Source organism: Bradyrhizobium sp. (genome assembly GCF_049586575.1).
Taxonomy (GTDB): domain Bacteria; phylum Pseudomonadota; class Alphaproteobacteria; order Rhizobiales; family Xanthobacteraceae; genus Bradyrhizobium.
In genome coordinates this window covers 14355-37169 of the sequence record NZ_JBAVCF010000084.1, presented here as the reverse complement: position 1 = coordinate 37169, position 22815 = coordinate 14355, and the positions used below count along the sequence as shown (strand labels likewise).

Annotated in this window: 25 protein-coding genes and 1 pseudogene; 8 read left to right on the top strand and 18 right to left on the bottom strand. The window is 58.6% G+C overall.

The features are described from left to right. Positions 1-448 precede the first annotated feature (448 nt). The 11 genes from ccoS to WB528_RS02790 form a co-directional block, all read right to left on the bottom strand. Positions 449-610: a cbb3-type cytochrome oxidase assembly protein CcoS gene (gene ccoS / locus WB528_RS02840; RefSeq protein ID WP_423886913.1), complete on the bottom strand. Its 162-nt coding sequence runs from the start codon at positions 608-610 to the stop codon at positions 449-451. Continuing rightward, a complete protein-coding gene (locus WB528_RS02835; RefSeq protein ID WP_423886912.1) occupies positions 610-2802 on the bottom strand; it encodes a heavy metal translocating P-type ATPase in 2193 nt (730 codons plus the stop codon). The genes ccoS and WB528_RS02835 overlap by 1 nt, the downstream gene beginning before the upstream one ends. An 11-nt stretch (positions 2803-2813) precedes the next feature. After that, positions 2814-3326 carry a FixH family protein gene (locus WB528_RS02830; protein ID WP_423886911.1) on the bottom strand — a complete coding sequence of 171 codons (513 nt, stop codon included), beginning with the start codon at positions 3324-3326 and terminating at the stop codon, positions 2814-2816. Next, complete coding sequence (gene ccoG / locus WB528_RS02825) at positions 3323-4780, bottom strand: cytochrome c oxidase accessory protein CcoG (protein WP_423886910.1); 1458 nt, start codon at positions 4778-4780, stop codon at positions 3323-3325. The genes WB528_RS02830 and ccoG overlap by 4 nt, the downstream gene beginning before the upstream one ends. Before the next feature lie 90 nt (positions 4781-4870). Next, on the bottom strand, positions 4871-5743 hold the full coding sequence (gene ccoP / locus WB528_RS02820) for a cytochrome-c oxidase, cbb3-type subunit III (RefSeq protein ID WP_423886909.1): 873 nt from the start codon (positions 5741-5743) through the stop codon (positions 4871-4873). A gap of 3 nt (positions 5744-5746) precedes the next feature. Continuing rightward, a complete protein-coding gene (locus tag WB528_RS02815) occupies positions 5747-5911 on the bottom strand; it encodes a cbb3-type cytochrome c oxidase subunit 3 (RefSeq protein ID WP_423886908.1) in 165 nt (54 codons plus the stop codon). An 11-nt stretch (positions 5912-5922) separates the two neighbouring features. After that, complete coding sequence (gene ccoO, locus WB528_RS02810; RefSeq protein WP_423886907.1) at positions 5923-6657, bottom strand: cytochrome-c oxidase, cbb3-type subunit II; 735 nt, start codon at positions 6655-6657, stop codon at positions 5923-5925. A 10-nt stretch (positions 6658-6667) separates the two neighbouring features. Continuing rightward, complete coding sequence (gene ccoN, locus WB528_RS02805; RefSeq protein WP_423886906.1) at positions 6668-8326, bottom strand: cytochrome-c oxidase, cbb3-type subunit I; 1659 nt, start codon at positions 8324-8326, stop codon at positions 6668-6670. A 71-nt stretch (positions 8327-8397) separates the two neighbouring features. After that, positions 8398-8841, bottom strand: a complete 444-nt coding sequence (locus WB528_RS02800) for a hypothetical protein (protein ID WP_423886905.1) — start codon at positions 8839-8841, stop codon at positions 8398-8400. Between the two features lie 59 nt (positions 8842-8900). Next, complete coding sequence (gene hemN, locus WB528_RS02795; protein WP_423886904.1) at positions 8901-10154, bottom strand: oxygen-independent coproporphyrinogen III oxidase; 1254 nt, start codon at positions 10152-10154, stop codon at positions 8901-8903. A gap of 111 nt (positions 10155-10265) precedes the next feature. Continuing rightward, a complete protein-coding gene (locus WB528_RS02790; protein ID WP_423886903.1) occupies positions 10266-10493 on the bottom strand; it encodes a hypothetical protein in 228 nt (75 codons plus the stop codon). On the opposite strand from WB528_RS02790, the gene WB528_RS02785 reads away from it, so the two are divergent. Further along, positions 10492-10704: a hypothetical protein gene (locus tag WB528_RS02785; RefSeq protein ID WP_423886902.1), complete on the top strand. Its 213-nt coding sequence runs from the start codon at positions 10492-10494 to the stop codon at positions 10702-10704. The genes WB528_RS02790 and WB528_RS02785 overlap by 2 nt on opposite strands. 216 nt (positions 10705-10920) lie before the next feature. Here the strand turns inward: WB528_RS02785 and WB528_RS02780 are convergent, their stop codons facing one another. After that, positions 10921-11481 carry a hypothetical protein gene (locus WB528_RS02780; RefSeq protein WP_423886901.1) on the bottom strand — a complete coding sequence of 187 codons (561 nt, stop codon included), beginning with the start codon at positions 11479-11481 and terminating at the stop codon, positions 10921-10923. 100 nt (positions 11482-11581) lie between these two features. On the opposite strand from WB528_RS02780, the gene WB528_RS02775 reads away from it, so the two are divergent. Next, positions 11582-11737 (top strand): hypothetical protein, encoded by a 156-nt coding sequence (locus WB528_RS02775; RefSeq protein WP_423886900.1) that lies wholly within the window; start codon positions 11582-11584, stop codon positions 11735-11737. 42 nt (positions 11738-11779) lie between these two features. Here the strand turns inward: WB528_RS02775 and WB528_RS02770 are convergent, their stop codons facing one another. After that, a complete protein-coding gene (locus tag WB528_RS02770) occupies positions 11780-13000 on the bottom strand; it encodes a cyclic nucleotide-gated ion channel (protein WP_423886899.1) in 1221 nt (406 codons plus the stop codon). A gap of 28 nt (positions 13001-13028) precedes the next feature. Then, positions 13029-13244, bottom strand: coding sequence for a YgaP family membrane protein (locus tag WB528_RS02765; protein ID WP_423886898.1), 216 nt, complete (start codon positions 13242-13244; stop codon positions 13029-13031). Positions 13245-13506: 262 nt separating this feature from the next. Between WB528_RS02765 and WB528_RS02760 the strand changes: the two genes are divergently transcribed. Beyond that, entirely contained in the window at positions 13507-13818 is a 312-nt protein-coding gene (locus WB528_RS02760; RefSeq protein ID WP_423886897.1) for a CBS domain-containing protein, read from the top strand. Here WB528_RS02760 and fixJ read toward each other — a convergent pair. Continuing rightward, a complete protein-coding gene (gene fixJ / locus WB528_RS02755; protein WP_423886896.1) occupies positions 13751-14359 on the bottom strand; it encodes a response regulator FixJ in 609 nt (202 codons plus the stop codon). The two genes, WB528_RS02760 and fixJ, sit on opposite strands and share 68 nt — an antisense overlap. Then, positions 14349-15791, bottom strand: coding sequence for a PAS domain S-box protein (locus WB528_RS02750; RefSeq protein ID WP_423886895.1), 1443 nt, complete (start codon positions 15789-15791; stop codon positions 14349-14351). The genes fixJ and WB528_RS02750 overlap by 11 nt, the downstream gene beginning before the upstream one ends. Before the next feature lie 198 nt (positions 15792-15989). Between WB528_RS02750 and WB528_RS02745 the strand changes: the two genes are divergently transcribed. Continuing rightward, on the top strand, positions 15990-16154 hold the full coding sequence (locus tag WB528_RS02745) for a hypothetical protein (RefSeq protein WP_423886894.1): 165 nt from the start codon (positions 15990-15992) through the stop codon (positions 16152-16154). A 437-nt stretch (positions 16155-16591) separates the two neighbouring features. On the opposite strand, the gene WB528_RS02740 is transcribed toward WB528_RS02745, so the two are convergent. Continuing rightward, positions 16592-17794, bottom strand: a complete 1203-nt coding sequence (locus WB528_RS02740; protein WP_423886893.1) for an NnrS family protein — start codon at positions 17792-17794, stop codon at positions 16592-16594. 146 nt (positions 17795-17940) lie between these two features. On the opposite strand from WB528_RS02740, the gene nirK reads away from it, so the two are divergent. The 3 genes and pseudogenes from nirK to WB528_RS02725 all read left to right on the top strand — a co-directional run bounded on the left by nirK (position 17941) and on the right by WB528_RS02725 (position 20938). Continuing rightward, entirely contained in the window at positions 17941-20010 is a 2070-nt protein-coding gene (gene nirK, locus WB528_RS02735) for a copper-containing nitrite reductase (protein WP_423886892.1), read from the top strand. 122 nt (positions 20011-20132) lie between these two features. Then, positions 20133-20375, top strand: a pseudogene (locus tag WB528_RS02730) (NapC/NirT family cytochrome c); the annotation flags it as partial. Positions 20376-20455: 80 nt separating this feature from the next. After that, positions 20456-20938 (top strand): hypothetical protein, encoded by a 483-nt coding sequence (locus tag WB528_RS02725; RefSeq protein ID WP_423886891.1) that lies wholly within the window; start codon positions 20456-20458, stop codon positions 20936-20938. A 506-nt stretch (positions 20939-21444) separates the two neighbouring features. On the opposite strand, the gene WB528_RS02720 is transcribed toward WB528_RS02725, so the two are convergent. After that, positions 21445-21978, bottom strand: a complete 534-nt coding sequence (locus tag WB528_RS02720; RefSeq protein WP_423886890.1) for a hypothetical protein — start codon at positions 21976-21978, stop codon at positions 21445-21447. A 429-nt stretch (positions 21979-22407) separates the two neighbouring features. Here WB528_RS02720 and WB528_RS02715 point away from each other — a divergent pair, with 429 nt between their 5' ends. Further along, positions 22408-22815 carry an Hsp20/alpha crystallin family protein gene (locus WB528_RS02715; RefSeq protein WP_423886889.1) on the top strand — a complete coding sequence of 136 codons (408 nt, stop codon included), beginning with the start codon at positions 22408-22410 and terminating at the stop codon, positions 22813-22815.

The following is a 22815-nucleotide window of genomic DNA, read 5'->3' as shown; positions in this document are numbered from 1 at the left end:
GGTCAAATTGCAGCAGCCGCTTTTCATGGAAGATGCTCAACGGACGACTAGAGAAATTCAAAATGCTCTTCATGAAACGATTTGCGGCAGCCTTGTCCCGGCTTCTCGAAACCTCACGGTGGCGAGACATCGAGACTGCTCCGTCCGATCGAGAGCTCGAGCTCGCCGTCATCGATAGCGAGGTCCGCCCGATTGGCGGGTTCTGCCTTCGTCATGGAACTGGCTCGATGCGGAAACGTTACGGCCCATCAAAGTGACCGCAACGCATTGACGCTTCCGGTGGCAGGTGATCTTTCCAGTCAGTTGTTGCTAGGAACAGCCAATGCGTGGACCGATAAGAGGAATGATCGCCTTTCTGTCGGAATCACGGATTGGTCCACGGCACAAACGCTTTGACTGGACGCTTGCGCTCGCTTGGGGCGGCATTGCTATTGCTCTGTGGATACTTCTAGCTGTTCGATGATTCAGCCGGCTCGTCGTCCGCGATAGCGCGCCAAGCGGCACCGTCCAGATCCTCATATTGGCCATTTTTCAGAGACCAGAGGAAGGCGGCCAAACCAGCAACGCCGAGCATAATTGCAAGCGGAACAAGGATGACCAGAACTTCCATCAAGCCCCTCCCTTTTCACCGGTTCGCGCGCGCAGCGCGTTGAGGATGACCAGCAGGGATGACCCGGACATCGCTGCGGCCGCGATCAGCGGCGTTACCAGGCCCGCGATCGCAATCGGTACTGCGATAGCGTTATAAACTACCGCAAGCCAAAGATTCTGCCGCATCAAATGCAATGCTTTGCGGGAGATAGCGATGGCGGCTTGTACCGGCGCGAGTTGCTCGCCGAGAAACACGGCATCGGCTACTGATTGGCTCAGATGTGTTGCCGAGATTGGCGACATCGAAGCATAAGCCGATGCCAATGCCGGCGCATCGTTGAGGCCGTCACCAACCATCAATACCTTGAACCCCTGGCGTGCGAGCTCATCGATCCGCGCGACCTTGTCGACCGGGGTCACTTCGGCACGCCATTCGCAGATGCCGAGCGACTCTGCTGCCGCACGCACTGCGGTTTCCCTATCGCCGGACACGACTTCGACACCAACACCCTGCCCCCGGAGTGCTGCGACGACAGCCGCCGCATCCGGACGCAACCGCTGTCTCACCGCAAAGACATGGCAGGATAAGCCGTGACGAAACGCTACCACCGACGCCTCGGGATCGCGGCTTAGAATCGCATTCGCCGCATGCTCGGCGCCGCAATATGACGGCCGTCCGAGCCTGATCTCAAATCCGTCCAGTACGCCACGTACGCCTTCGCCTGGCACTTCCTGGAATCCAACCAGGGGCGAGACCGCTTTGGCCGCCCGCGCGACGGCGGCAGCCACGGGATGGCGACTCGACAACGCGACGCGACCGGCAAGTGCAAAGGCATCGGGCGGAACCGCAGCGGCGTTCGTGACGTCCAGCTCCGGCAGTGTAAGCGTGCCGGTCTTGTCAAAGATGACGTGGTCGACCGCGGCAATCCGCTCGATCGCGTCGCCGGAATTGAGCAGGACGCCGGAGCCGAACAGCGCGCCCGAGGCCACCGTTTGCGCCGCCGGAATGGCAAGGCCGAGCGCGCATGGACAGGTGATGATGAGCACGGCGATGGCCGTCACGACCGAGTCATGCAGGCCGGCGCCAGCGATTAGCCAACCGACCATCGTCAACAGCGCGGCAGCGTGCACCACTGGCGCATAGAGCCGCGAGGCTCGCTCTGCCAGACGAAGATAGCGGGAACGTGACTGCTGTGCGTTTTCAAGCAGGCGGGAGATTTCCGAAAGCAGCGTTGCCTCTGAGGCCGCCGAAACACGCACGCGCAATGCACCCGTTCTTACCAGCGTGCCGGCGTAGACTGGGTTACCTACAACGACTGTCTTTGGCAGCGTTTCGCCTGTGATCAGACTCTGGTCGATCTCGGACCGGCCGCTGATCACATTGCCATCGACGGCCGCACGCTCGCCGGGCCGGAGCAAGACGATATCGCCGGGCTGAATAGCAGCAACGGGGACCGTGACAATCTCTCCGTCATCGATGAATTTGGTGGCCGTCTCCGCTTTCAGCGCGGCCAGATTGCCGGCGAAAGCGCGCGTTTTTCGTCGCATATTCTGGTCGAGGTAGCGGCCCGCGAGAAGGAAGGCGATCAGCATGATTGCGGCGTCAAAATAGGCGTGCTCGGCATGCGAGGCAGTCTCGAACAGCGACATCGCCAGCGCGAGCGCTATGCCAATGCTGATCGGCACATCCATATTGACGCTACGGGCGCGAAGCGCCGTCAAAGCCGAGGAAAAGAACGGCTGGGCCGAATAGGCGGCGGCAGGCAATACGATGAGCGCCGACAGCCAATGAAAGAAGTCGCGCTGCTCGGGTAGCATGTCGCCAGTGGTGCCTGACCACACGGGCACTGACAGCATCATCACGTTCATCGCGGCAAAAGCGGCGACGCCGAGACGACGCAATAGGGAGCTTGCCCGTTCCGCTTCGCGCGTCTCGCTACTTGCCCGTTCGAACGGGTACGCCTTGTAGCCAAGTTCGGCGAGACGATCGACAAAGAGGCCCGGGTCGATCGTTCCTGCCTTCCATTCCAGTGCGAGGCGGCGATCAGTTAGATTGACCCGCGCTGAGGTCACGTCCGGTATTTTCGAAAGACTTCGTTCGATTTTGGCCATGCAGCCAGCGCAGTTGATCCCGTCGACGGCGAGATCGAGATGCACGAGGCCTTCGCCGGTGCTCTTTAAATAGTGTGAAAAATCGAGCGTAGGCTGCATCGGGTTGGTCCTCAGTTCAGGACGATGCGGTTGTGCGACAGGAACAGTCGCTTGCCGCCGGCGTCGGCCTCAATCACGAGGTCCCACTGGCCTGGAGCCACTCCCGACGCCGTTCCGCGATACTTGCCCTCGCCGCTTTCTATGACGTCTAGGGGCTGATCGGCCCGACGGTCGGTCGGGCGTGCGAGATATCCCGAGAATGCCAAACCGGTGAGAGGTTTCCCACCGGCATCCTTCGCTTGAAGGATCAGGGTGGCGGCGCCATCGGCCTTGCGTTGGACATGAGCGTCGACTTGCCAGCCTCGTGCGTCCTGCTCATGGGCGGCCTGAATTTCCTTCTGATACGCAAGGCTTGCGCCGTAGGTACTCTCTACCTCGGTACCGGGCAGAGTTCCGATAGCCAGACGCATCATCACCATGTTGACGCTGATGACAACCAGGAAGAAGGAGACGACCGCGATCAGGACAAATCGTCCAGTGATCGGTCGCATAGCATTCTGAGTACGCATCATGTCTGAGTTCATGGCAGCACGAAATGATCCGACGCGGAGGCCGCCTCACCGAATCCGATATCCGTGCCGCGGAACTTCACGGGGGAAGTTTTCTCCGCTTTCTCGTCAAACGGCGCGGTGACCAGCACACGCAGTTCGGTGGTCGAATCGCGACCAAGAACGATCATTGGTCGATCTGGCGTAACCGAGTCGGCGCCGACGATGTGGATCTGTGCGTCAGCCGGACCGTCGATATCGACTGCAATCACGCGATCGAACCCACGCTTGTTCAGGAAGCGCAGCGTGTATCCGTTCCGGATCGAGCCGTCACTGAGCCTGACAGCGACTGGATTGCGATCATGCAATACGTTGAGGTCGAGCAACGACCTCGTGAGCAACGTGTAAAGCATCACCGCGCAGACCGCGACGATGATAGACGCATAGACGATGGTCCTTGCACGAACTGGCTTGAAGATTTCGTTCTGACCGGTGATCCGCCGCTGAACATTGATGTCGTTGTCGTACCCGATCAGCCGCGTCGGCCGATCGATTTTCTTCATGACGGAGTCGCAGGCATCGATACAGAGGCCGCACTGGATGCAGCCCAGCTGGGCACCGTCGCGGATGTCGATACCGGTCGGGCAAACCGCTACACACTGATTGCAGTCAATGCAGTCGCCGACCTTTTCGCCGAGAGACCGCAGGTCGAACGCCTTCTTGACCGAGCAGCGCGGTTCGCCGCGATCATACTTGTAAGTGACATTCAGTGCCCATTCGTCAGTCAGCGCGGCCTGGATCCGCGGCCATGGGCACATATAGACGCAGACTTGCTCCCGTGCGTGACCCGCCAGCAGATAGGTTGTAGCCGTCAGAATGCCGATCCAGACATAAGCGATCGCTGGCGCCTGAAAGGTCGCGAGATCCTTCACCAACGTCGGAGCGTCGGAGAAATAGAGCACCCAGGCTCCGCCCGTCCACCACGCGATCACGAGCCAGATTGCGTGCTTGAGGACCCGCCGCGCCAGGCGATTGACCGTTGTCGGCGCCGCATCGGCCTTGATCCGTTCACGACGGTCACCCTCCATCCAGCGTTCGACCGCGTAGAAGAGGTCAGTCCAGACCGTCTGGGGACAGAGATAGCCGCACCAGATCCGGCCGCCCAGCGCGTTCATCAGGAACAGCACCATAGCAGCGAGGATCAGGAGTCCCGTGAAGTAGTAGATCTCCTGCGGCCACAACTCGATGAAGAAGAAATAGAATCGACGGTTGGGAAAATCGATCAGCACCGCTTGGTCGGGTGCGCCGAGACCGCGGTTCCACCGCACAAAGGGCAGAAGGTAGTAAAGGCCGAGGCAAACAGCCATCAGCCCCCATTTAATCCGGCGGAATGTGCCGGAGATGCTTTGCGGGTAGACTTTCTTGCCAGCCACATAGAGTGGCCCGTCATCATCAAACTGCAGGTCGACTGGAGGGACTGCTTTGTTCATCGCGAAAACTCGCAAGAGACAATAAACTTTAAGGCAGGGGCCGTGGCCCTACTTGACGTACATCAACAGGCAGCTGCCGTTTCGAACGGCCTATTTTCCACCGCCGAGCGAGTGCACGTAGACCGTCAAAGCCTTGATGGTGACGGGATCGAGACGGCCGGTCCAAGCCGGCATGACCCCGGCGCGGCCATTGGTAATGGTTTCCACAATGGTGGCTTCGTCCGAACCGTAGAGCCAAATCTGATCGGTCAGATTGGGCGCGCCGACCTCCTGATTACCTTTGCCATCCTTGCCGTGGCAGGCCACGCAGTTCGCGTCGAAGATCGTTTTGCCAGCCGCCGCGTTGAAGCCCGGCTCTGTCGATAGCCCCGACAACGAACGGACGTAGTTGGCGACGGTGACGATTTCATTCTGCTTCAGGATACCGTCACGGCCGAAGGCAAGCATTTGGCTCTCATGCGCCTTTGGACTGCCCGATCGGGCTCCGAACTGGATGGTCTGGCTGATCTGCTCCAGCGAACCGCCCCATAACCAATCGTCATCATTCAGGTTTGGATACCCTTTGGCGCCGGCCGCACCCGTACCGTGGCAGGGCGCGCAGTTGTCGGCAAACACCGTCCTGCCGCTCTCACGCGCCAGCGAAAGCAGGCTCGGATTCTTCTCGATCTCGGCGAGAGAGGCGCCGGCAAGCACCTTCATCGTATCACCGCGTATGACCGCAAGTTCGGCCAGATCCTTACCAACGGCGCCACGGTTGGTGTAATGCAGGACGCCGGCGGTATATCCACTCACCAGCGGCCACGCCGGGTAGACCACCCAATAGCCCACGGCCCAAAGGATTGTGGCGTAAAAGGTCAGCACCCACCAACGCGGCAGCGGCGTATTCAGCTCCTTGATGCCGTCCCACTCGTGGCCGGTGGTCGAACGGCCGGTAACGCCATCGATATCGTTGTGATCAGCCATAGCTCAATCCTCGCGCAACGGCATCTCTGCCGCAGTATCGAACAATGTCTTGTTGCGGGGGCGCAGCGCGTAAACAACGATGGCGATGAAAATCCCGACAAACAGGGGAGTCCAGAAGGTGAGAACGAGGTTCGACGCCAGGTTTTCGATAGAGACGATCGCTTTCATGTCAGGCCTCTTCAGCGCAAGTTGGCTTTTTCGTCATAGAGCTTGAAATCGACCAGCGTGCCCAGCATCTGGAGGTAAGCGATCAAGGCGTCGAGCTCGGTTGGATTCCCCGGTCTGCCGTCGAAGTTTCGAACGACAGCTTTTGGATAGCGCTTCTGAAAGGTGTCGGTGCCGGCATTGTCCGGGTCGGCCTGGGCCAGCAGGTCGGCCTTTGCGTTGGCGATCTGCTCGTCGGTATAGGGAACGCCGACCGCACGGTTGGTACGCAGGTGTGCTTCAATATCGTCGAGCTTGACTTCGGTCTCTCCCAATGCGGGATAGCCAGGCATGACCGATTGCGGCACGATTGCTCTTGGGTCGGTCAGGTGGCGAACATGCCAATCATCAGAGTATTTTGCGCCAACGCGCGCAAGATCGGGGCCGGTGCGCTTCGATCCCCACTGGAACGGATGATCGTACATGCTTTCGGCGGCCAGCGAATAATGGCCGTAACGTTCGACTTCGTCGCGCAGAGCCCGGATCATCTGCGAGTGACAGAGATAGCATCCTTCCCGCACATAGATGTTCCGGCCGGTCAGTTCGAGAGGCGTATACGGACGCATGCCGTCGACCACCTCGATCGTGCTCTTGAGGTAGAACAGCGGCGTGATCTCGACGAGACCGCCGATGGCGATAACCCCAAGGATCCCCGCAATCAAGATGATCGAATTCCTTTCAAATATCTTGTGTCGATTCCAGAAGGACATGGAGAGAATCCTATTCGGCAGGCTGGAGCAGTCCGGCAGCGCGCGTCGTTTCCTCGGCTTCGCCGGCGTTGACCGTCATCCAGAGGTTAAACGCCATGATCAGCGCACCAATCAGGAAGAGCGCACCGCCGCCTGCGCGGATGATATAGAAGGGATGCATCGCTTCGACGGATTCGATGAAGGAGTATTCAAGGAAGCCAAGCGAGGTGTAAGCACGCCACATCAAGCCCTGGAGAATGCCTGACACCCACATCGCGGAAATGTAGAGAACAATGCCGATCGTCGCGATCCAGAAGTGCCAGTTGACGAGCTTGAGGCTGTAAAGACCTTTGCGGTTCCAGAGCCACGGCACGAGGCAGTACAGCGCGCCGAACGAGACGAAACCGACCCAGCCGAGCGCGCCGGAATGCACGTGACCGATGGTCCAGTCGGTATAGTGGCTTAGCGAATTGACGACCTTGATCGACATCATCGGCCCTTCGAAGGTCGCCATGCCGTAGAAGGCCACGGAAACGACCAGCATGCGCAGGACCGGGTCGGTGCGAAGCTTGTCCCAAGCGCCAGACAAGGTCATCAGGCCGTTGATCATGCCGCCCCAGGATGGCATCCACAGCATGATCGAGAATGTCATGCCGAGCGTCTGCGCCCAGTCAGGAAGGGCTGTATAGTGCAGATGGTGTGGCCCGGCCCAGATGTAGAGGAAGATCAGCGCCCAAAAATGGATAATGGAAAGGCGATAGGAATAGACCGGCCGCTCCGCCCGCTTGGGAATGAAGTAATACATGATCCCGAGGAAACCCGCGGTCAGGAAGAAGCCGACCGCATTGTGCCCGTACCACCACTGGAACATTGCATCCTGCACGCCACCCCAGGCAATGTAGGATTTCGAACCCAGCAGGGACACCGGCAGCGCCGGATTGTTGCCAAGGTGGAGCACAGCGATCGTGACGATGAATGCCAGATAGAACCAGTTGGCGACGAAGATGTGCGGCTCCCTGCGCTTGATCAGCGTCAGCACGAAGACGAGGAGATAGGTGACCCAGACGATCGTGAGCCAAAGGTCCGCGTACCATTCCGGCTCCGCGTACTCCTTGGATTGAGTGACGCCGAGCAGATAGCCGGTCCCGGCAATCACGATGAAGAAGTTGTAGCCCAGCACGACAAACCACGGCGCGAGGTCACCGGCGAGCCGGGTTCGGCAGGTTTTCTGCACGACATAGAACGACGTCGCGATCAGGACGTTGCCGCCGAACGCGAAGATCACTGCCGAAGTATGCAACGGCCGCAGGCGGCCAAACGTCGTCCAGGGAAGATCGAAATTCAGTGCGGGCCAGGCGAGCTGCGAAGCAATAATCAGACCTACCGCAAAACCCGCGATGCCCCAGAACACGGCGGCGACGGAAGCAAATTTGATCGGTCCGAGATTGTAGTTGGGCCGGCCGTTCATCTCCTGGACCGGAAGTTCGGCCGGGCGATCATAGTACCTGTTGAGAATCGTGAAGCTCGCCAGCACACTAGCCACGCAGCCAAGTGAAGCATGAAAGGCAAACGCCGCGTCATGCGCAAATGCCGCCCCGATCAAACACAGAAATGCCAGCACGCGAAAAAGAGGAAACAGCATCGCCTCACCGATCGTCATCGATTTCGAGGCGGTTGACGTCTGCGTCATTGCGCGACTTCCTTCGGCATGAGAATGCAATTAGGGAAACATGCGCGTTGGCCGCACGGTTTTGATCGAGATCAAGAGTGCTGGAGCGGGAGGTTTAAAGCACGCTCGTTGCGAGCCTCGCAAAGGAGCAATCGCAGTGTCAGCTCGTTCGGACAGTATTTTGACGGAGCTGCCATCCGCTTGTGCCTGAGATCTCGGGCGCAACGCGCTTTTGTGTTGCATTGGCTGCAAACCCGGCGCAGATCGCGCAATTCATCGGGATTACTTGCGGCAAGCGCCTCTTCCGAAAGGCCGGCATATGCAAGTCGCTTGTCGAGCTGCTCAAGCGAGTCAGCTGACGTATACATGAGGGTGACGAGCTCTCCCGGGGAGATGTTGAGGTCGCGCGCGGTCACATCGATTTGCTCGCGATCGAGCCTGTTTACCTCACGCCACCGGACAAAGGCGCGCTTGGCGAGATTGAGAAGCCTGGAAAATAGCGAGACGTCGGTTTGGTCGACTGATGCGGTGGACATGGCATTCCCCTATTTGGAACTTACTTAAGTCCGCGAAGGAATTTCTTCGTTGATCTGGATCAAACTGCCTTGCTGAATTGCGCCGTCTCGGGCCGTCTGCAGGTATCGAAGGCTGACGCAATGATGCGGACAACTGGCCGCCCTGCTTCGGTCACCGCCAGTTTCGAATCGGTGATTTCGACCAGGCCGTCCCTGACCATGGGCGCCAGCATGGGCAATTCGCGGCTTAAATCAGCGCCCGGCGCGACGATCGAAAAATCTACTGAGAAATCGCACATCAACCGCTCGATCACCCGTCCGCGCCATCGATCGTCCGCGTCTAGCCGGCGGCCACGCACGGAAGCAAGCTCACCGGCTTCGATGGCTCGAATGTATTTCGGCACATCAGCGATATTCTGGACATATCCCTCGGCGAGCGTCGAAATCGAAGACGCCCCCAAACCCAACAGAACCTGCCTGTCGTCGTCGGTATAGCCTTGAAAGTTACGGTGCAGCTTTCCCGACGCGGCTGCCGAAACCAGCGGATCGGTCGGCTTGGCGAAGTGATCGATCCCGATACGTACATATCCGAAGCTGACCAACTCCTCGGCGATCAGCTCAGCCTGGTCAATCCGCTGGTCGAGCGACGGCAGACTTGCCTCGTCGATCCGGCGCTGGTTAGCCTTGACGCTCGGCAGGTGGGCGTAGCCGAAGCAGGCGATGCGATCCGGCTCCATGGCACTGACCAGCGCGCAGGTTTTGCGGACCGATTCCAGCGTTTGCATCGGCAGACCATAGAGCAGATCAAAATTGAGATTGCCGATGCCGGCCGAACGGAGCCGTTTGACCGCCGACTCGATGACCGACAGAGGCTGGATGCGGCCGATTGCCACCTGAACCAGCGGATTGACATCCTGAACACCGAGACTGGCGCGGGTGACACCAAGCTCCGCGAGCCCGTCGGCAAATTCCGCAGCCACATAGCGCGGATCGAGTTCAATTGCATGTTCGAATGTAAGGTCAAACCGAAAGTGGCTGCCGAGCACAGCTAAAACGGATCTGAGGCCATCCAGCCCAAGAATGCTCGGCGTTCCGCCGCCCCAATGCAGCCGCGCAATATCAGGCAATTGCTTGATCAGGCTCGTTACCAGGCCGATCTCGCCTTCGAGTGCGCGCCGATATCGTGAGATTACCTCGTTGCGAACGGCCATCTTGGTATTGCAGCCGCAGTAGAGGCAGATTTCGCGGCAATAGGGCACATGCAGATAGACCGAGATGCCTTGCTGTCCGTTCAGGTCGGCAAGCCAGCCCTTGTGATCCATAGGGCCAATCATCGGAGTAAAATCCGCCGCTGTAGGATAAGAGGTGTATCGTGGGACATTCTGGCCCGCGTAGCGGCGTGCGACGTGATTCACGCTTCAGTCCTGTCTCGTGTGAAACCGAACCTAAGACATCCACGCGCCCACAAGCGCGGTAGGCGATTTTAACTCCACGGCATCTGCAAAAATCGTCCAGTCATGCACGTGCTTCTGCCTGCAAAAATTCGCTTCGGCCTCTCTGACGGCCTCCGTCAGCGAGGGTGCCTGCACACTGAACATCGCCTGACAAGCGCGGTGCTCGTGTCCGGTATCGTCGCAGACTGTCTTGATAAAGCGCACGTCGAACGTAAGCATGGTGAATCTCCTGTTTCCAGACATTCTTCCGCAAATCGTCGAAAGCTGCTTTGACCAAAGTCAATCAAACGTCGTGATCGATCGTCCATGCAGTCGCGACGACCGCAAAGCTGATGATCGCGAGAATTCCGAGCAACGTTTCGACAAAGCTAAGCTCCCAATGAAAGTTGGCGGCGAGCAAAGCCACAACCACTGCCGACAGGCCGAATAGAAGGCAGGCAGCACGAATCAAAGGACCACCTCGCTCAGCACGAAACAAAAAGAAACCATACCGGTTCGACCAATGGTCTCTTTGATCCAGCTCAAGAGAGGAGCGAAGCCGTCCTGGTATCTGAGGACTTCACCACGCTCCTTATTCAGCTTCTAATGTGTGACAACCCCGGCGGTTTCGAAATGGCCAAAGGCGACAAGCGGTCCGACAAACGTGTTACTCTGGATCATAGATCAATTGTACGGTCGTTGCCGCCGATGGCACATGGTCGATACGGGGTCGACTCGACGACATCTCGGAAACCGGCGCGAAGTTCAGCGCACCAAGACCGACGAACTCATCCGCCGAGACGGGTTCTTCCTGATTCTGACCAGTGACGGGAGTGACGGGAAAGCGATTTGTATCGTAGCGCTGAACAAAGGCCGTCGAGGTCGCTTTGAGTATTTTCCCTTTGCAGATAACGCCCGAGCTGATCAGGTCCTTGAGGGCCTTTATGGCAGGGTCGTCAGAGCGCGACGCAGTCAACGATGAAGCGCGCTCTTCCGCAGTTGAACGCTCTATCGATCTCGCTCTCGAAAGCCTGGACAGCGAGAAGCGCGGTCTCATCAGACGCGTCAAGCGCACCGTTATGCGGCCACCGAGTGCCTCGCCTGAGACCGTCGCTGCTGCGAATACCGATGTGTCGGCATTTGGACAGACATAAGAACGCATTCGATCACTGGAGCGGCAAATACAGATGTTTTCAACGTAAGGCTCTTCTTGATGAGGGGCGCTCACGAGCGCGTCTCTTTCATCGAGGCGCGCCTAGGCGTTTTGATCCAACTCAAGACATGCATGGCCCGAGACTGTCAGTATTCTAATGAAAAGGAGATATCTCATGACGACCTCTGACACACCTACACTGGTTGCACTGACCGCGCTGTTTGCAGTATTCACCGCCGCCATGGCATGGGCCGAAATGCTCACGCATCGGCATATTGTGGCGCGCGCCTCCGTCGATACGTTGAACAAACGCAAGAGACGCCCTTTCTAATGACCTAAATTTTAATCTTGCGGGCACCGCGGAAAGGTGACGTCAACTCTCGGACGTGCCTTCGGCCGGCAACTCGGCAGCGATCAGATCACTCGAGGTCTTGTCCAGTTCGCCACCTAGTTTTGCACGCGCCGCATCCCAGATCCGCGAAGCGATCTGCGGCTCGCGATCCATCAGGCTATGCAAATCAGACGCATCAAGCGTAAGCAGCCTCGTGGCCTTCAATGCCACCGAGGTCGCCGAGCGGAGGGATTTCCTCAAGACTGCAACTTCACCGAAAAAGTCCCCCGCGCCCAGACGGACGTGCTTGTGGCGCAATCTGACCTCGACCTCTCCATCCGCTATCAAATACATCGAATGTGCCGGCTCGCCGCGCCGCGCGATCGTCGTTCCTCGTTCTACCTTCTGCGCTCGCAGGATTTTCATGATATCGGCAATCTGAGTGGCGTTGAGTTCGCTGAATAGCGGAATCCGCGCCACGAGCCCCCAGGTCACGACAAAGTCTCTCCTGTGTACCTCGTCGGCGAATGTGGTCGCGACGATGCCGACCGGCAAAGCTACCATCAAAAGGCCGGCGAAGATGGTCAATCCACCAATCAGGCGGCCCACTGTTGTGATTGGCACGGCATCGCCATATCCGACCGTGCCGAGGGTAACGATTGCCCACCACATCGCATCTGGAATAGTGCCGAATTTTTCGGGCTGGGCAGCGCTTTCGGCGAGATGCATAAGTCCGGCCGCCATCAGCGTTGCCCCCAACAGGATGACAAAACAACCGAAGAGCGCGCGGCGTTCGGAATAGACGGCGTCAAATAGAGAGCGCATTGCCGGCGAATAGCGGCCGAGCTTGAAAAACCGGATGAGACGCAGGACCAGCACGACCCGGAAATCGGTCGCCACGAAAAACGAAAACCAGAACGGCAAAATCGCCGCCAAATCGATCAGTCCGGCCGGGCTTATTGACGACCGAAGCGCTGCCCGGAATGCCCCTAAGCGCCGCCACGGCGGGTATTCTACCGCCACCCAAAGTCGCACCGCATATTCCATAGAAAAAAGCGCCAGGGCGGCATGTTCGATGGACTCGAATGCGCTGCCATAGGCCGCCGTCGCCGTAGGCACAGATTGCAACACCGTTGCGGCAAGCGTCACGATGACGGCGCTAATTAAGACCCCGTTCACCGCGGCATTAATGCCACCGATCTCCGCACCTTGATCGAGAACAAGGTACAGTCTGCGGCGCACGTGGCGCAAAGAAACCGGCACGACTGTTCCCGCTTTCGTTGCCAGAAGCCTAGACCGAGCGATCAAGCGGGCTGGATGTGCTCCGCCCGAGAAGCTGATAGAGCGGGCAATATCTCAGCACTGCCGTCGCGATCAGGACAACTGCGATGATGACACCTGGAGCAGAACCGGGCGCGAAGTCACCGTCCTTTGCAAGGTAGGCGAGGATCGCGATCCCGAGCACGGACCGAATAGTCAGATCGATGACTCCAACATTCTCTTTCATTTCAGACCTCCGAGTATAATTTCTAATTTAATCTGGCTGATATGCGGTTACGACGCCTTGACATTAGTCAACTACTGACCGCGCAAAGAGGACCGCGTTTGATCTCAATCAAAGCCCTCGGAAGTTACGCCTGTTCAGCTCGGATGACTTTCCCGCCTTCCCCGTGCGGGATGGAAAACTCTTCGGAGTCGTTTCAAGAGCAGACTCGATTAGGCCTTTTACCGCGAAGGCGGGTACCAACACCGCGCACTTCGATGCAATTATGGGAACGACCGTCGAACAGATCATGTCGTGGCACGTGATAACGGTCGAACTCGACGCTACGTTGGATACGGTTGTTCACCTGATGGGAGCCTACGACTACGAGAGCTTTCCGATCGTAGATCGCCAGAATCGCGTGAGGGCATCATTACGCGGGACGACGTCATCCGGGCGTTGGCCCGCTACACTTGGCGCGCGCCGACGCCCCTACCTCTATTGGCTATTCCATTGCGTAGGCTTGCCGGCTACAGTCCTGCCGCGAGCGCGATACGCATCAATTCGGAGACGCTGCGCACACCGGTTTTGGCCATGAGATTGGCGCGGTACACTTCGACCGTGCGCGGGCTGATGCTCAGTTCGTGAGCGATTACCTTATTTATCTTGCCGGCAACGAGCCCCTGCAGGACATCGCGCTCGCGGGGAGACAGTTCCGCGAGTCGCGCCTCTGCTTCCTTTCGCGCCGAATTGTCGCCCTGATCCGCCGGACGGACCTCCAACGCCGAGCTGATAGCACCGAGCAGCACGGCGTCATCGAACGGCTTCTCGATGAAGTCGACGGCCCCCGCCTTCATGGCCTCGACCGCTAATGCTACGTCGCCGTGCCCGGTGATCAAAATCACAGGGCACGGGATTCCATCGCTCTTGAGCTTACGGACAAGTTCGATGCCGTTCATTCCCGGCATCCGGATATCGGAGACAACACAGGCTGGAGTGCTGCTCACTGCTCTGGCGAGAAAGGCATTCGACGACCCAAACACTTCAGGCCGAAATCCGTTTACGTCGAGCAGGAATGCCAACGAATCGCGCATCGCGGCATCATCGTCGATCACGTGAATCACTGTCTTATCGGCCATTAGCCGGCTCCGGTTCTGCAAAAGGTAACATGAACTCGAAAACAGTACCGCCGCCTTCATTTGGGCGCGCGGAGATGCGGCCACCATGCGCCTCAATAATCGTACGGCAGATTGAAAGGCCGACGCCCATGCCGTTTGCCTTGCTGGTGATGAAAGGTTGAAACAGGTGCTGAGCAATCTCCGGACTAATTCCAGCTCCCGTATCCGTGACCAAGAACAACGCAAACTCGCCGCCTCGTTTGGCATCAATCGTCAGCTCACGCCGAGCCGTCGTTTCCATCGCCTCGACCGCATTCCTGATCAGGTTCAATGCGACCTGCTGAATCTGGATCTTGTCGACGATAATGTCGGGAAGCTCACGATCGCAGCGGAGCGATACCCGAACCCCCTGCTCTCTCGCGCCGACCAACGCAAGCGCGGCCGCCTCCTCCATAAGCGTGGCAGGGTTTTCCAAGGTGGGCTGCGTTTCACCCTTAGCGACAAACTCCCGGAGCCGCTTGATGATGTCACCGGCGCGCAGCGCTTGATTCGAGCTTCGGTCGAGCGCCTCGCGGATTCGGTCTCTGTCGATCGGTTCACTTTTGAGAAGAGTTGCAGCCCCACGCAGATAGCTGGTGATTGCTGACAGAGGCTGGTTCAATTCGTGCGCCAGCGAGGATGCCATTTCGCCCATTGCTGTCAGGCGAGAAACATGCACCAATTCCGATTGCAATTCCTGCATGCGGCGTTCCTGGGTACGGCCCTCGGTAAGGTCGCGAACAAATCCGGTGAAAAACTTTTCAGACCCGACCTGAGCCTCGCCCACGGCCAGCTCCATCGGAAATGTCGAACCATCCTTACGCTCACCGACGACGATTCTTCCGATGCCGATGATCCGGCGTTCGCCCGTGTTACGATAGCGACGCAGATAGCCGTCGTGCTCTTGCCGATACGGCGACGGCATCAGAATTGAGACATTCTTGCCAATCACTTCGGCGGCCGACCAGCCAAAGAGGCGCTCGGCTGCCAAGCTGAATAGCCGCATCAGGCCATGATCGTCGATGACAATCATGGCCTCCGGCACCGTGTCCAGAATCGACTGGACCTGAGCATGCTGGTAACGAGCCTCTTCGGTCTCGCGCAGCAGCCGGTTACCGATGTAACCCATGATCGGTCCCAGGACAGCAAAAACCGAGATATCGATCAGATTAGCGGCGTTTGTATAAAGGTCTCTCCCGAGGAAGAATGCACTGATGCCCAGACAGAGGATGGTGGCCAGAAGCGCCGGCCCCGCTCCCCCCTCAAACGCGGCAAATATAATCACGGGGACGTAGATAACCGTAAAAGTGCGGTCTTCAAAAGAGCCCTGGAGCATCAAAAGAAGGCCAAATGCGCCCAAGGCCGCGAACGCGGCCGATCCATAGCGAAGCCAGAACTGACGCTGCCTGATCATCGAGAAAGCCGATCCCCCAGAACCGCAAAAAGCTATTCCTCTTTTCACCCGATCTCGACCCCGAAAATGACGATGACCGGGCTGGGAATGCCCCCTTCGTGAACGATAATATATCAAACGAATCTTGCGTATCCCTCGCCGCCTATTGTACTTTTCAGACCTCGGGAGTCTTGGTTGCGCCAGTCGTTAGAGGCGACCGTGGATAGAACAGTTGCGGACCTGAATATCGCTCATTTCAAGAAGCTGCTTTCGGCCGAGACCGATCCGGTGAAGCGGGGAACCATCGAGCGATTACTGGCCGAAGAAGAGGCCAAGCTGGCGCACGCCCAGCCCCCAAAGAAGGATTCCCCGGATAAGACCTAAGCCTTTCCTTGCCATACCCTCCAATGCGTGGGGTTAATGACCACGCGTTCCATGGAGGGGACCTTTATCCAGCCATTTGTGGTCCGCCGGCATGGAAATACCAGCGGATGCACGCGATCCCCCTCGATCACGGCAAGCTCAAGATCACAGCTGTATGGAGCCGTCGATATTTTTTCCCAAACTAGCGCCTCGTCCATCGCGTCAATCTCTCAGCAACTGATATGGCTCGCACGGTCGTGCTGCCATTTCGCATCGATTGCTCCTCGGCCGCCTTCTCTGGAAAAAGTAAAGCCTGACCGGTTAGGTTCATTGACCTGCGTCAATCCTTTGCGGCGTTCCTCGCTGATTCTTCTCTCTGAGAGCCGAGCACGATCGAAGGAACTGTGACTCGATATACTCGATATCTGTGACATCGATCGTCCGTTTGGTCGCTTCGGTCATGCTGCCACCGGTCGCTGCGCCACGTCCTTGTCGAAGCCGACCAAGATCGGCCCATAACTCAGAGCGAATCCGAGGAACGCCGCTGCCCACCCGAACGCCGCAACATGCAGCAGCAGTACGCTATGGACGGGTTCGAGGACCGCGCAGATGCGCGCCACGGCGGCAACGATGATCGAGCCATAGATCGCCTGCGTCACTACCGACGCTTTCAATTGCTGGCCCGTATGGCCCAACGAAGCTCGGGTCATTACAGCCAGCGTCATGACGCCCGCTGCTCCTACCATCCAGGCATGAACCCCAGCGCCGACCGGCGCGACGCCAAAGGCGCTGCCGGCGTTCAAAAGAAACCCGACCGGCACGAAGGCGTAGCCGACATGAAGGACGAGCAGCAGCCGCTCACGTCCGGTGCGGTATCCTGCCCATCGTCCGAGCCGGATCAGGTGCAGCGCGCCGGCAAGAGCGAGCGCGCAACCGGTCCACACGGTAGCGGCCGACACGATCCAGCAAGCCAGCGCTATGGCGCCGACCGCGACGCTCAACATGTCGAAGCGGGCAAACGGCACGGGTAGTCGACCGGGATTTTCCCTAACCAACCAGTTGCGGGTGAAACTCGGGATAATGCGGCCGCCGATCAGCGAGATCAGCAGCACGACGACGGCAATGCCGACGCGGATGCTGAAATCCGCGGCGCCGCTGAAATGCGCTTCCAGGTGGAATGCAACGTTGCCTCCCAATAGCACGAGGATCAGCACGACGATGCTAAGATTGTTCCACTTCCTTCCGGCGATGATTTCCCGTGCAGCGGCAGCGGCCACCAGCAGAAGAAAGCTGGTGTCAACTAGCATGGCCGCCAGCCACCCCGTATAGGCCGAAAATGTGATGCAGACGCGGCCCGCAGCCCACAGCGCAACAAGAAACATCAATGGGCGCCCACGCAGCGGCAGACGCCCTGTCCAGTTTGGGATCGCCGTGAACAGAAAGCCCGTGATCACCGCGGGCAGGAAGCCATAGAGCATCTCATGGATGTGCCAGTCCCGCGGAATGAATGCAGAGACGAGGCTCAGCTCGCCCATGAACACCGGCAGCCATAACAGGATGGCAAGGCCGGCATAGATGGATCCCAGCAGAAAGAACGGGCGGAAGCCGTAGGAGAATAACGCTGGCCCTTGATAGGCGCGCAATTTGACCATGGTCGCCATGGAACGTATCCTTGGTTTGGTTTCCACTGTTTAGGCAGATGGTTCTGAATCTCTTTGATCTGCCGCAAAGACTCGAAACTCCAAGATACGATATATTTTTACCCATGAATCTGAGTGGGACTGGGGGAAATGAGATGGAAGCAGTGATGGACGCGCTACGTCGGTGGGGCATTCTAATCGTTGGCCTGGCTTTTCTGCTCGGCGGTCTAGTTCTCGGTACGACTTTGTATCCGCCGGGCGGGACGGCATTGACGACCCAGACCGCGGCATCCGAGAAGCCGGCGCTCGAGCCGCAGCGGGCACAACCTTCGCCTGCGTCTCCCAGGGCCGAAGAGACCAAGTCCGCCTCGCCGGAGAAAGCAGGGCCTCCGTCGGTCCAGCCGTCAAAGCAGGCCTCGGCCGTTCACGATCACATGGCGCAGGCTACGACCCCGTCTGCCCCGACGACGAACGGGCAGGCCGCTCCGACTCCCAAGCCGCCAGCACCGGTCGCCGCCGCCGTAAAGACCGCGGGCGGCGATGCCTCAGCCGGACGCCTGGTCTTCCGCAAGTGTCAGGCCTGCCACTCGCTGGACGCAGGAAAGAACATGCTTGGCCCCTCGCTCGCCGGGGTGATCGGCCGAAAGTCCGGGACCGAGCCCGGCTACAACTATTCGCCCGCGATGAAGCAAGCGAATATCACGTGGGAGCCTCAGATGCTTGACCGCTATCTCGAGGATCCCGCGAAGATCGTTCCCGGCAACAAGATGCCGTTCCCTGGCTTGAAGACGGATCACGATCGGGCGGACGTCATCGCCTTCCTGGGCGCATCCGCCAGTGCTGGCCCGAACGCAGCCAACCCCACCGTACAGGCACAGTCGGCGCCTGCGCCATCCCCGGCCGGCACTCCTCCCCCGAGCCAGCCGCAGAGCGCGACGGGTGCCGACATCGGCTACGTGGCCGACGCGAAGTACACGCTGCGGTCCGGCATCGCGGAGGGGCGGATGACCTATATCGGCGTCGGCGGTTCGATCGACGGCAAGGTAAACCCTGTGCTGACCGCTTCCGAAGGTCAGGTCGTCCAGCTAACCCTGATCAACGGTGAAGGGGCAGAGCACGACATCGTCTTCCCCGACCAGGATGCGAAGTCCCCGCGCGTCACCGGCAAGGGCGCGAGCACGACCATCGCGTTCAGAGCGTCCAGGTCGGGCGACTTCGTCTACTTCTGCAGCGTCCCGGGACACCGCCTGGCAGGGATGGAAGGTCAATTCATCGTCACCCCTAGACCCTCTCCGCAGACCTTGGTTGAGGCCGACATCTCGCGAGAGCCTGGAGATCTGCCGCCTCCGATCGGCAAGCGCGATCCTAAGACTGTTCGAGTAGACCTCCTTAGCGTCGAGGTCGAAGGTCGGCTCGCCGAAGGCACCACTTTCGGTTACTGGACCTTCAACGGGAAGGTACCCGGCCCGTTCATCCGCGTGCGCGTTGGCGACACCGTCGACGTCCATCTGAAGAATTCGGCGGATAGCGCGATGATCCACTCCGTCGACTTCCATGCGACTACGGGACCTGGCGGCGGCGCGGCCTCCCTGCAGGTCGACCCGGGCAAGGAAAAATCCATGACGTGGAAGGCGCTGGTGCCCGGGCTGTACGTCTATCACTGCGCCACACCTATGGTCGCCGAACACATCGCTAACGGCATGTACGGCCTCATTCTCGTCGAGCCGGAAGGCGGCTTGCCGCCTGTCGACCACGAGTTCTACGTCATGCAAGGCGAGATCTATTCCGATATCGCCTTCGGCCAACACGGCAGCGCCGAGTTCAGCGTAGACAAGCTATTGGCGGAGAAACCCGAGTATTTCGTGTTCAACGGATCGGTCGGCGCGCTCAGCAAGCTGCATCCTCTGCAGGCCAAGGTCGGCGATACCGTGCGCATCTTCTTCGGCGTCGGCGGCCCCAACTACACCTCGTCATTCCACGTCATCGGCGAGATCTTTGACAAGGTCTACACGCTCGGCGGCTTGACCACGGCTCCGATCGAAGGCATCCAGACGGTGACGGTCCCCGCAGGCGGCGCGGTGATCACCGAGTTTAAGCTGGACGTCCCGGGCAACTACACCCTTGTCGATCACGCGCTCGCCCGCATGGAACGCGGCCTGCTTGGCGTCCTTCATGTGGAAGGCCCGAAAAATCCCGAAATCTACAACGGGGAAGTGATGCCCGGTATGGGACACTAAAGCGGGATAAAGTCAGCTTGGATCGATTTAGAAATCCCCGATCGGGACGTTTCTGACTCGCTAAGCTGGAGGGGTCTGGAGGCCCCCTTCGAAGATCCTCAGAGTATGCTCGCTGTTCGGTAGTGTCGACACCGGACAAGTTCGGAGAGCATCGTCTTGAGCTGGCGCTGCACGAATGGGCAAGGTTCAAAGCCAATGATTCACTGGAGTGCCGGAAACAATCGCCGCGGCGTCGGTGGCATACCAGCGATTCCTGTTCACAGGCGAAAGAACCTGCATCGATTGTCATAGAGGCATCCCATCATCTGCCGGACATGCGGGGTGTGCAAGGCTGGCTGGCAGTAGCTTCCGGCAATAGCATCTGACTTGATTGGCCTTGATTGGTGGACGGGCGCGGTTTGATCTTCGTCAATGGTCCATCTACCCGGCTTGATATTGAAATCAAATGACCGGACACAGAACCTCATGGAACACCCGCTCGATCATCAGCAGGTCAGCACATATTCTCGAGCGCACAGGACTGGCACTTACCGGGGCTTCGTGTGCGCTGTTCGTTGCTGCGCATGTCGGGCGTGCCGAAATCGACCTGATTGACACCGCTGCTGCCGTTTTCGCTATCATGATTTACGGCGCTCTGGGCTTCTATCTCGGGATCGACTTGCCGCGCACGCCTCCTGACCGTCGAATGCACCTTCCCCTTCGTTACCGCTGGGGTACAAAGGCCGATGCCGTGGAGTTGCTGAGCGCAGCCGGCACGTTTCTTGCGGCGGTCGCGACGGTCGTTTCCGTCTTCAGCATCGTTCTGGGCGAAACGGCGCGTGCCAGCGGCGCCCTTATAATCTGGTTAAGCTGGGCCGTCGGCGCAACCATGCAGATTGCCGCCGGCGTCGTGGCGCGACGGAAGATTGAGGCAGCCGAAGCACTATAGGCCGTGATCGGCGACGTGCCTCTCAGGAGCAGCGTCCAGCCGTCGATAAACCGTTTAGATAGACGATCACGACAAAACGGAGAGTTCAGATGCGCCCTGTAACATTCCGCTTGGCAGCCGTGATTGCATTATTCGGAACCACTGCGACATACATACCCTCAGTGCGCCCACGGCGAAAACGAGCCACGTCATATCTTTCGCATCGATTGCGGAGAAGCCACGCATAAGCCCCGAAATCATCGCCTCCTTCCTGATGTTGCCGCATGCGTCGATGCCAAACCCGCCGGTCAAGCAAAATGTCGCTTAGGATATTGCCGCATTCATCATGATGATGAAGAAATAGGCTACTGAGCCGACTTCGCTTCCGCGAAGAGAACGACATCCTTCATGCGCATTTTAATCCCAGATGGGTTTTCGCGCATTCTTCTCAGCCGCGCGCTCCACTCTTCACTAGCTATGCCGTTGGCGGCTCTTTGTCCTTTTTCTCTCTGAACGTGCTTGTTGCGCTACTGCTTTGCCGGCGGTGGAAATGCCTGGTTGTTGAAGGGCGACTCTGCGGGTACCCTTATTTCGATAAATTCACGTCCCATCTCGCGATGGCAAGCATTGCAGGCGGCTGTGAGTTTATTGAATGCGTTCACGAAGGCTGCACTATCCCTTGACTGAATTGCTTTGTCGATCAAATGAATTGGTTCGGCCATGATGACGATGTCGCCCACGGGGATATTTGAATAAAGCGTTGCCGCTTCGGCTAAGCTTGCTCTTATCTGGGCCAATTCATAGGCCGCGAGATTCCAGTTGCGCTGCTTGCCAGCGAACCACAACTTCATATGCCGCCATTGCTTTGCGAGCATAATTTCTCCCAGGCGCGGGAGGTTATTGCCTTGTGACATCGGCTCCGGTGACGATTGGGCGACTGCGAGCGCCATCGGTGCGACGCCCACGAGCAAAGCCAGCACATACATTCGCATTTTCATGATTTCAATCTCCTGTGAACCGAGCCGATCCTTGGTCAATCCCGGCGATCGCTCAATCAGCATAGCACGAGCGGCAGCACGCGACTTACCGTATCTGCGTCACAACAGTTTGTCAGGATCGGCATGGGGGCCTTGCAGAGCGTTTGTTGTATGGCTCACAGAGCGCTCAATCAGAGGAGTTCGCGCTCCATCTCGATCGGTATATGTTGCGGGCTTTATCGGTCCGGTCTGAATAGGGTTTCATCATGTACGAGGGGATGCGATCCAGCGGCTGATCTAGGTCAATTTGGCCCGCCGGAGCTTGCTTAACCGGCGTATGATGTCATATCGCTCATTTGCTCACCTTTTGGCCACCGCTTGATTCCGATCAACTCGTTGGGCAGGCTGTCCTGTATGCAGGCTGTGACCTACTATTTTTCAGGTGCACCTAGTTGGAATCCCGATTTCGCAGCTGACTTTTTGCGGGCTATGGGAATTTGACAGGAGAGATCGATGCCGACCAAAGATCCCATTAACTGGATGCTTTCCAACGCCATCGAGACACTCGCCCGCGCCGAGCGCTTGCATCAGCAGTTCCTGCGTCTTCAGCCCCTGACCGGGCCGCGCGAGCCGAGTTGGGAGCCGCCCATCGACGTGCTGGAGACCGAGCGGGAAGTGCTGATCCTGATCGCGCTGCCCGGCGTTGATCCCAACGAGGTCGTGGCGGAGATCGACAAGGGGGCCCTTGTCGTCAGCGGACATCGTGTGTTGCCCGCAGAACTCCGTAACGCGCGAATCTTGCGCCTCGAATTGCCTCAGGGCCGGTTCGAGCGTCGCATCCCCTTGCCGCTCGGCCGGTACGCCATCACCCGCTTTGCAGCCAATGGCTGCGTCGGCTTGCGCCTCGCCAAGTCCAGTTGA

Coding starts and splice junctions, on each gene's coding strand:
- WB528_RS02760 (WP_423886897.1), top strand. CDS start 13,507: ATGGGAACGACCGTCGAACAGATCATGTCGTGGCACGTGATAACGGTC.
- WB528_RS02800 (WP_423886905.1), bottom strand. CDS start 8,841: ATGTCCACCGCATCAGTCGACCAAACCGACGTCTCGCTATTTTCCAGG.
- ccoG (WP_423886910.1), bottom strand. CDS start 4,780: ATGAACAAAGCAGTCCCTCCAGTCGACCTGCAGTTTGATGATGACGGG.
- WB528_RS02725 (WP_423886891.1), top strand. CDS start 20,456: ATGACCGGACACAGAACCTCATGGAACACCCGCTCGATCATCAGCAGG.
- WB528_RS02785 (WP_423886902.1), top strand. CDS start 10,492: ATGGTGAATCTCCTGTTTCCAGACATTCTTCCGCAAATCGTCGAAAGC.
- WB528_RS02740 (WP_423886893.1), bottom strand. CDS start 17,794: ATGGCGACCATGGTCAAATTGCGCGCCTATCAAGGGCCAGCGTTATTC.
- WB528_RS02715 (WP_423886889.1), top strand. CDS start 22,408: ATGCCGACCAAAGATCCCATTAACTGGATGCTTTCCAACGCCATCGAG.
- ccoN (WP_423886906.1), bottom strand. CDS start 8,326: ATGACGCAGACGTCAACCGCCTCGAAATCGATGACGATCGGTGAGGCG.
- fixJ (WP_423886896.1), bottom strand. CDS start 14,359: ATGGCCGATAAGACAGTGATTCACGTGATCGACGATGATGCCGCGATG.
- WB528_RS02830 (WP_423886911.1), bottom strand. CDS start 3,326: ATGAACTCAGACATGATGCGTACTCAGAATGCTATGCGACCGATCACT.
- WB528_RS02790 (WP_423886903.1), bottom strand. CDS start 10,493: ATGCTTACGTTCGACGTGCGCTTTATCAAGACAGTCTGCGACGATACC.
- WB528_RS02815 (WP_423886908.1), bottom strand. CDS start 5,911: ATGAAAGCGATCGTCTCTATCGAAAACCTGGCGTCGAACCTCGTTCTC.
- ccoP (WP_423886909.1), bottom strand. CDS start 5,743: ATGGCTGATCACAACGATATCGATGGCGTTACCGGCCGTTCGACCACC.
- hemN (WP_423886904.1), bottom strand. CDS start 10,154: ATGATTGGCCCTATGGATCACAAGGGCTGGCTTGCCGACCTGAACGGA.
- ccoO (WP_423886907.1), bottom strand. CDS start 6,657: ATGTCCTTCTGGAATCGACACAAGATATTTGAAAGGAATTCGATCATC.
- ccoS (WP_423886913.1), bottom strand. CDS start 610: ATGGAAGTTCTGGTCATCCTTGTTCCGCTTGCAATTATGCTCGGCGTT.
- WB528_RS02775 (WP_423886900.1), top strand. CDS start 11,582: ATGACGACCTCTGACACACCTACACTGGTTGCACTGACCGCGCTGTTT.
- nirK (WP_423886892.1), top strand. CDS start 17,941: ATGGACGCGCTACGTCGGTGGGGCATTCTAATCGTTGGCCTGGCTTTT.
- WB528_RS02750 (WP_423886895.1), bottom strand. CDS start 15,791: ATGATCAGGCAGCGTCAGTTCTGGCTTCGCTATGGATCGGCCGCGTTC.
- WB528_RS02835 (WP_423886912.1), bottom strand. CDS start 2,802: ATGCAGCCTACGCTCGATTTTTCACACTATTTAAAGAGCACCGGCGAA.
- WB528_RS02765 (WP_423886898.1), bottom strand. CDS start 13,244: ATGAAAGAGAATGTTGGAGTCATCGATCTGACTATTCGGTCCGTGCTC.
- WB528_RS02720 (WP_423886890.1), bottom strand. CDS start 21,978: ATGCTGATTGAGCGATCGCCGGGATTGACCAAGGATCGGCTCGGTTCA.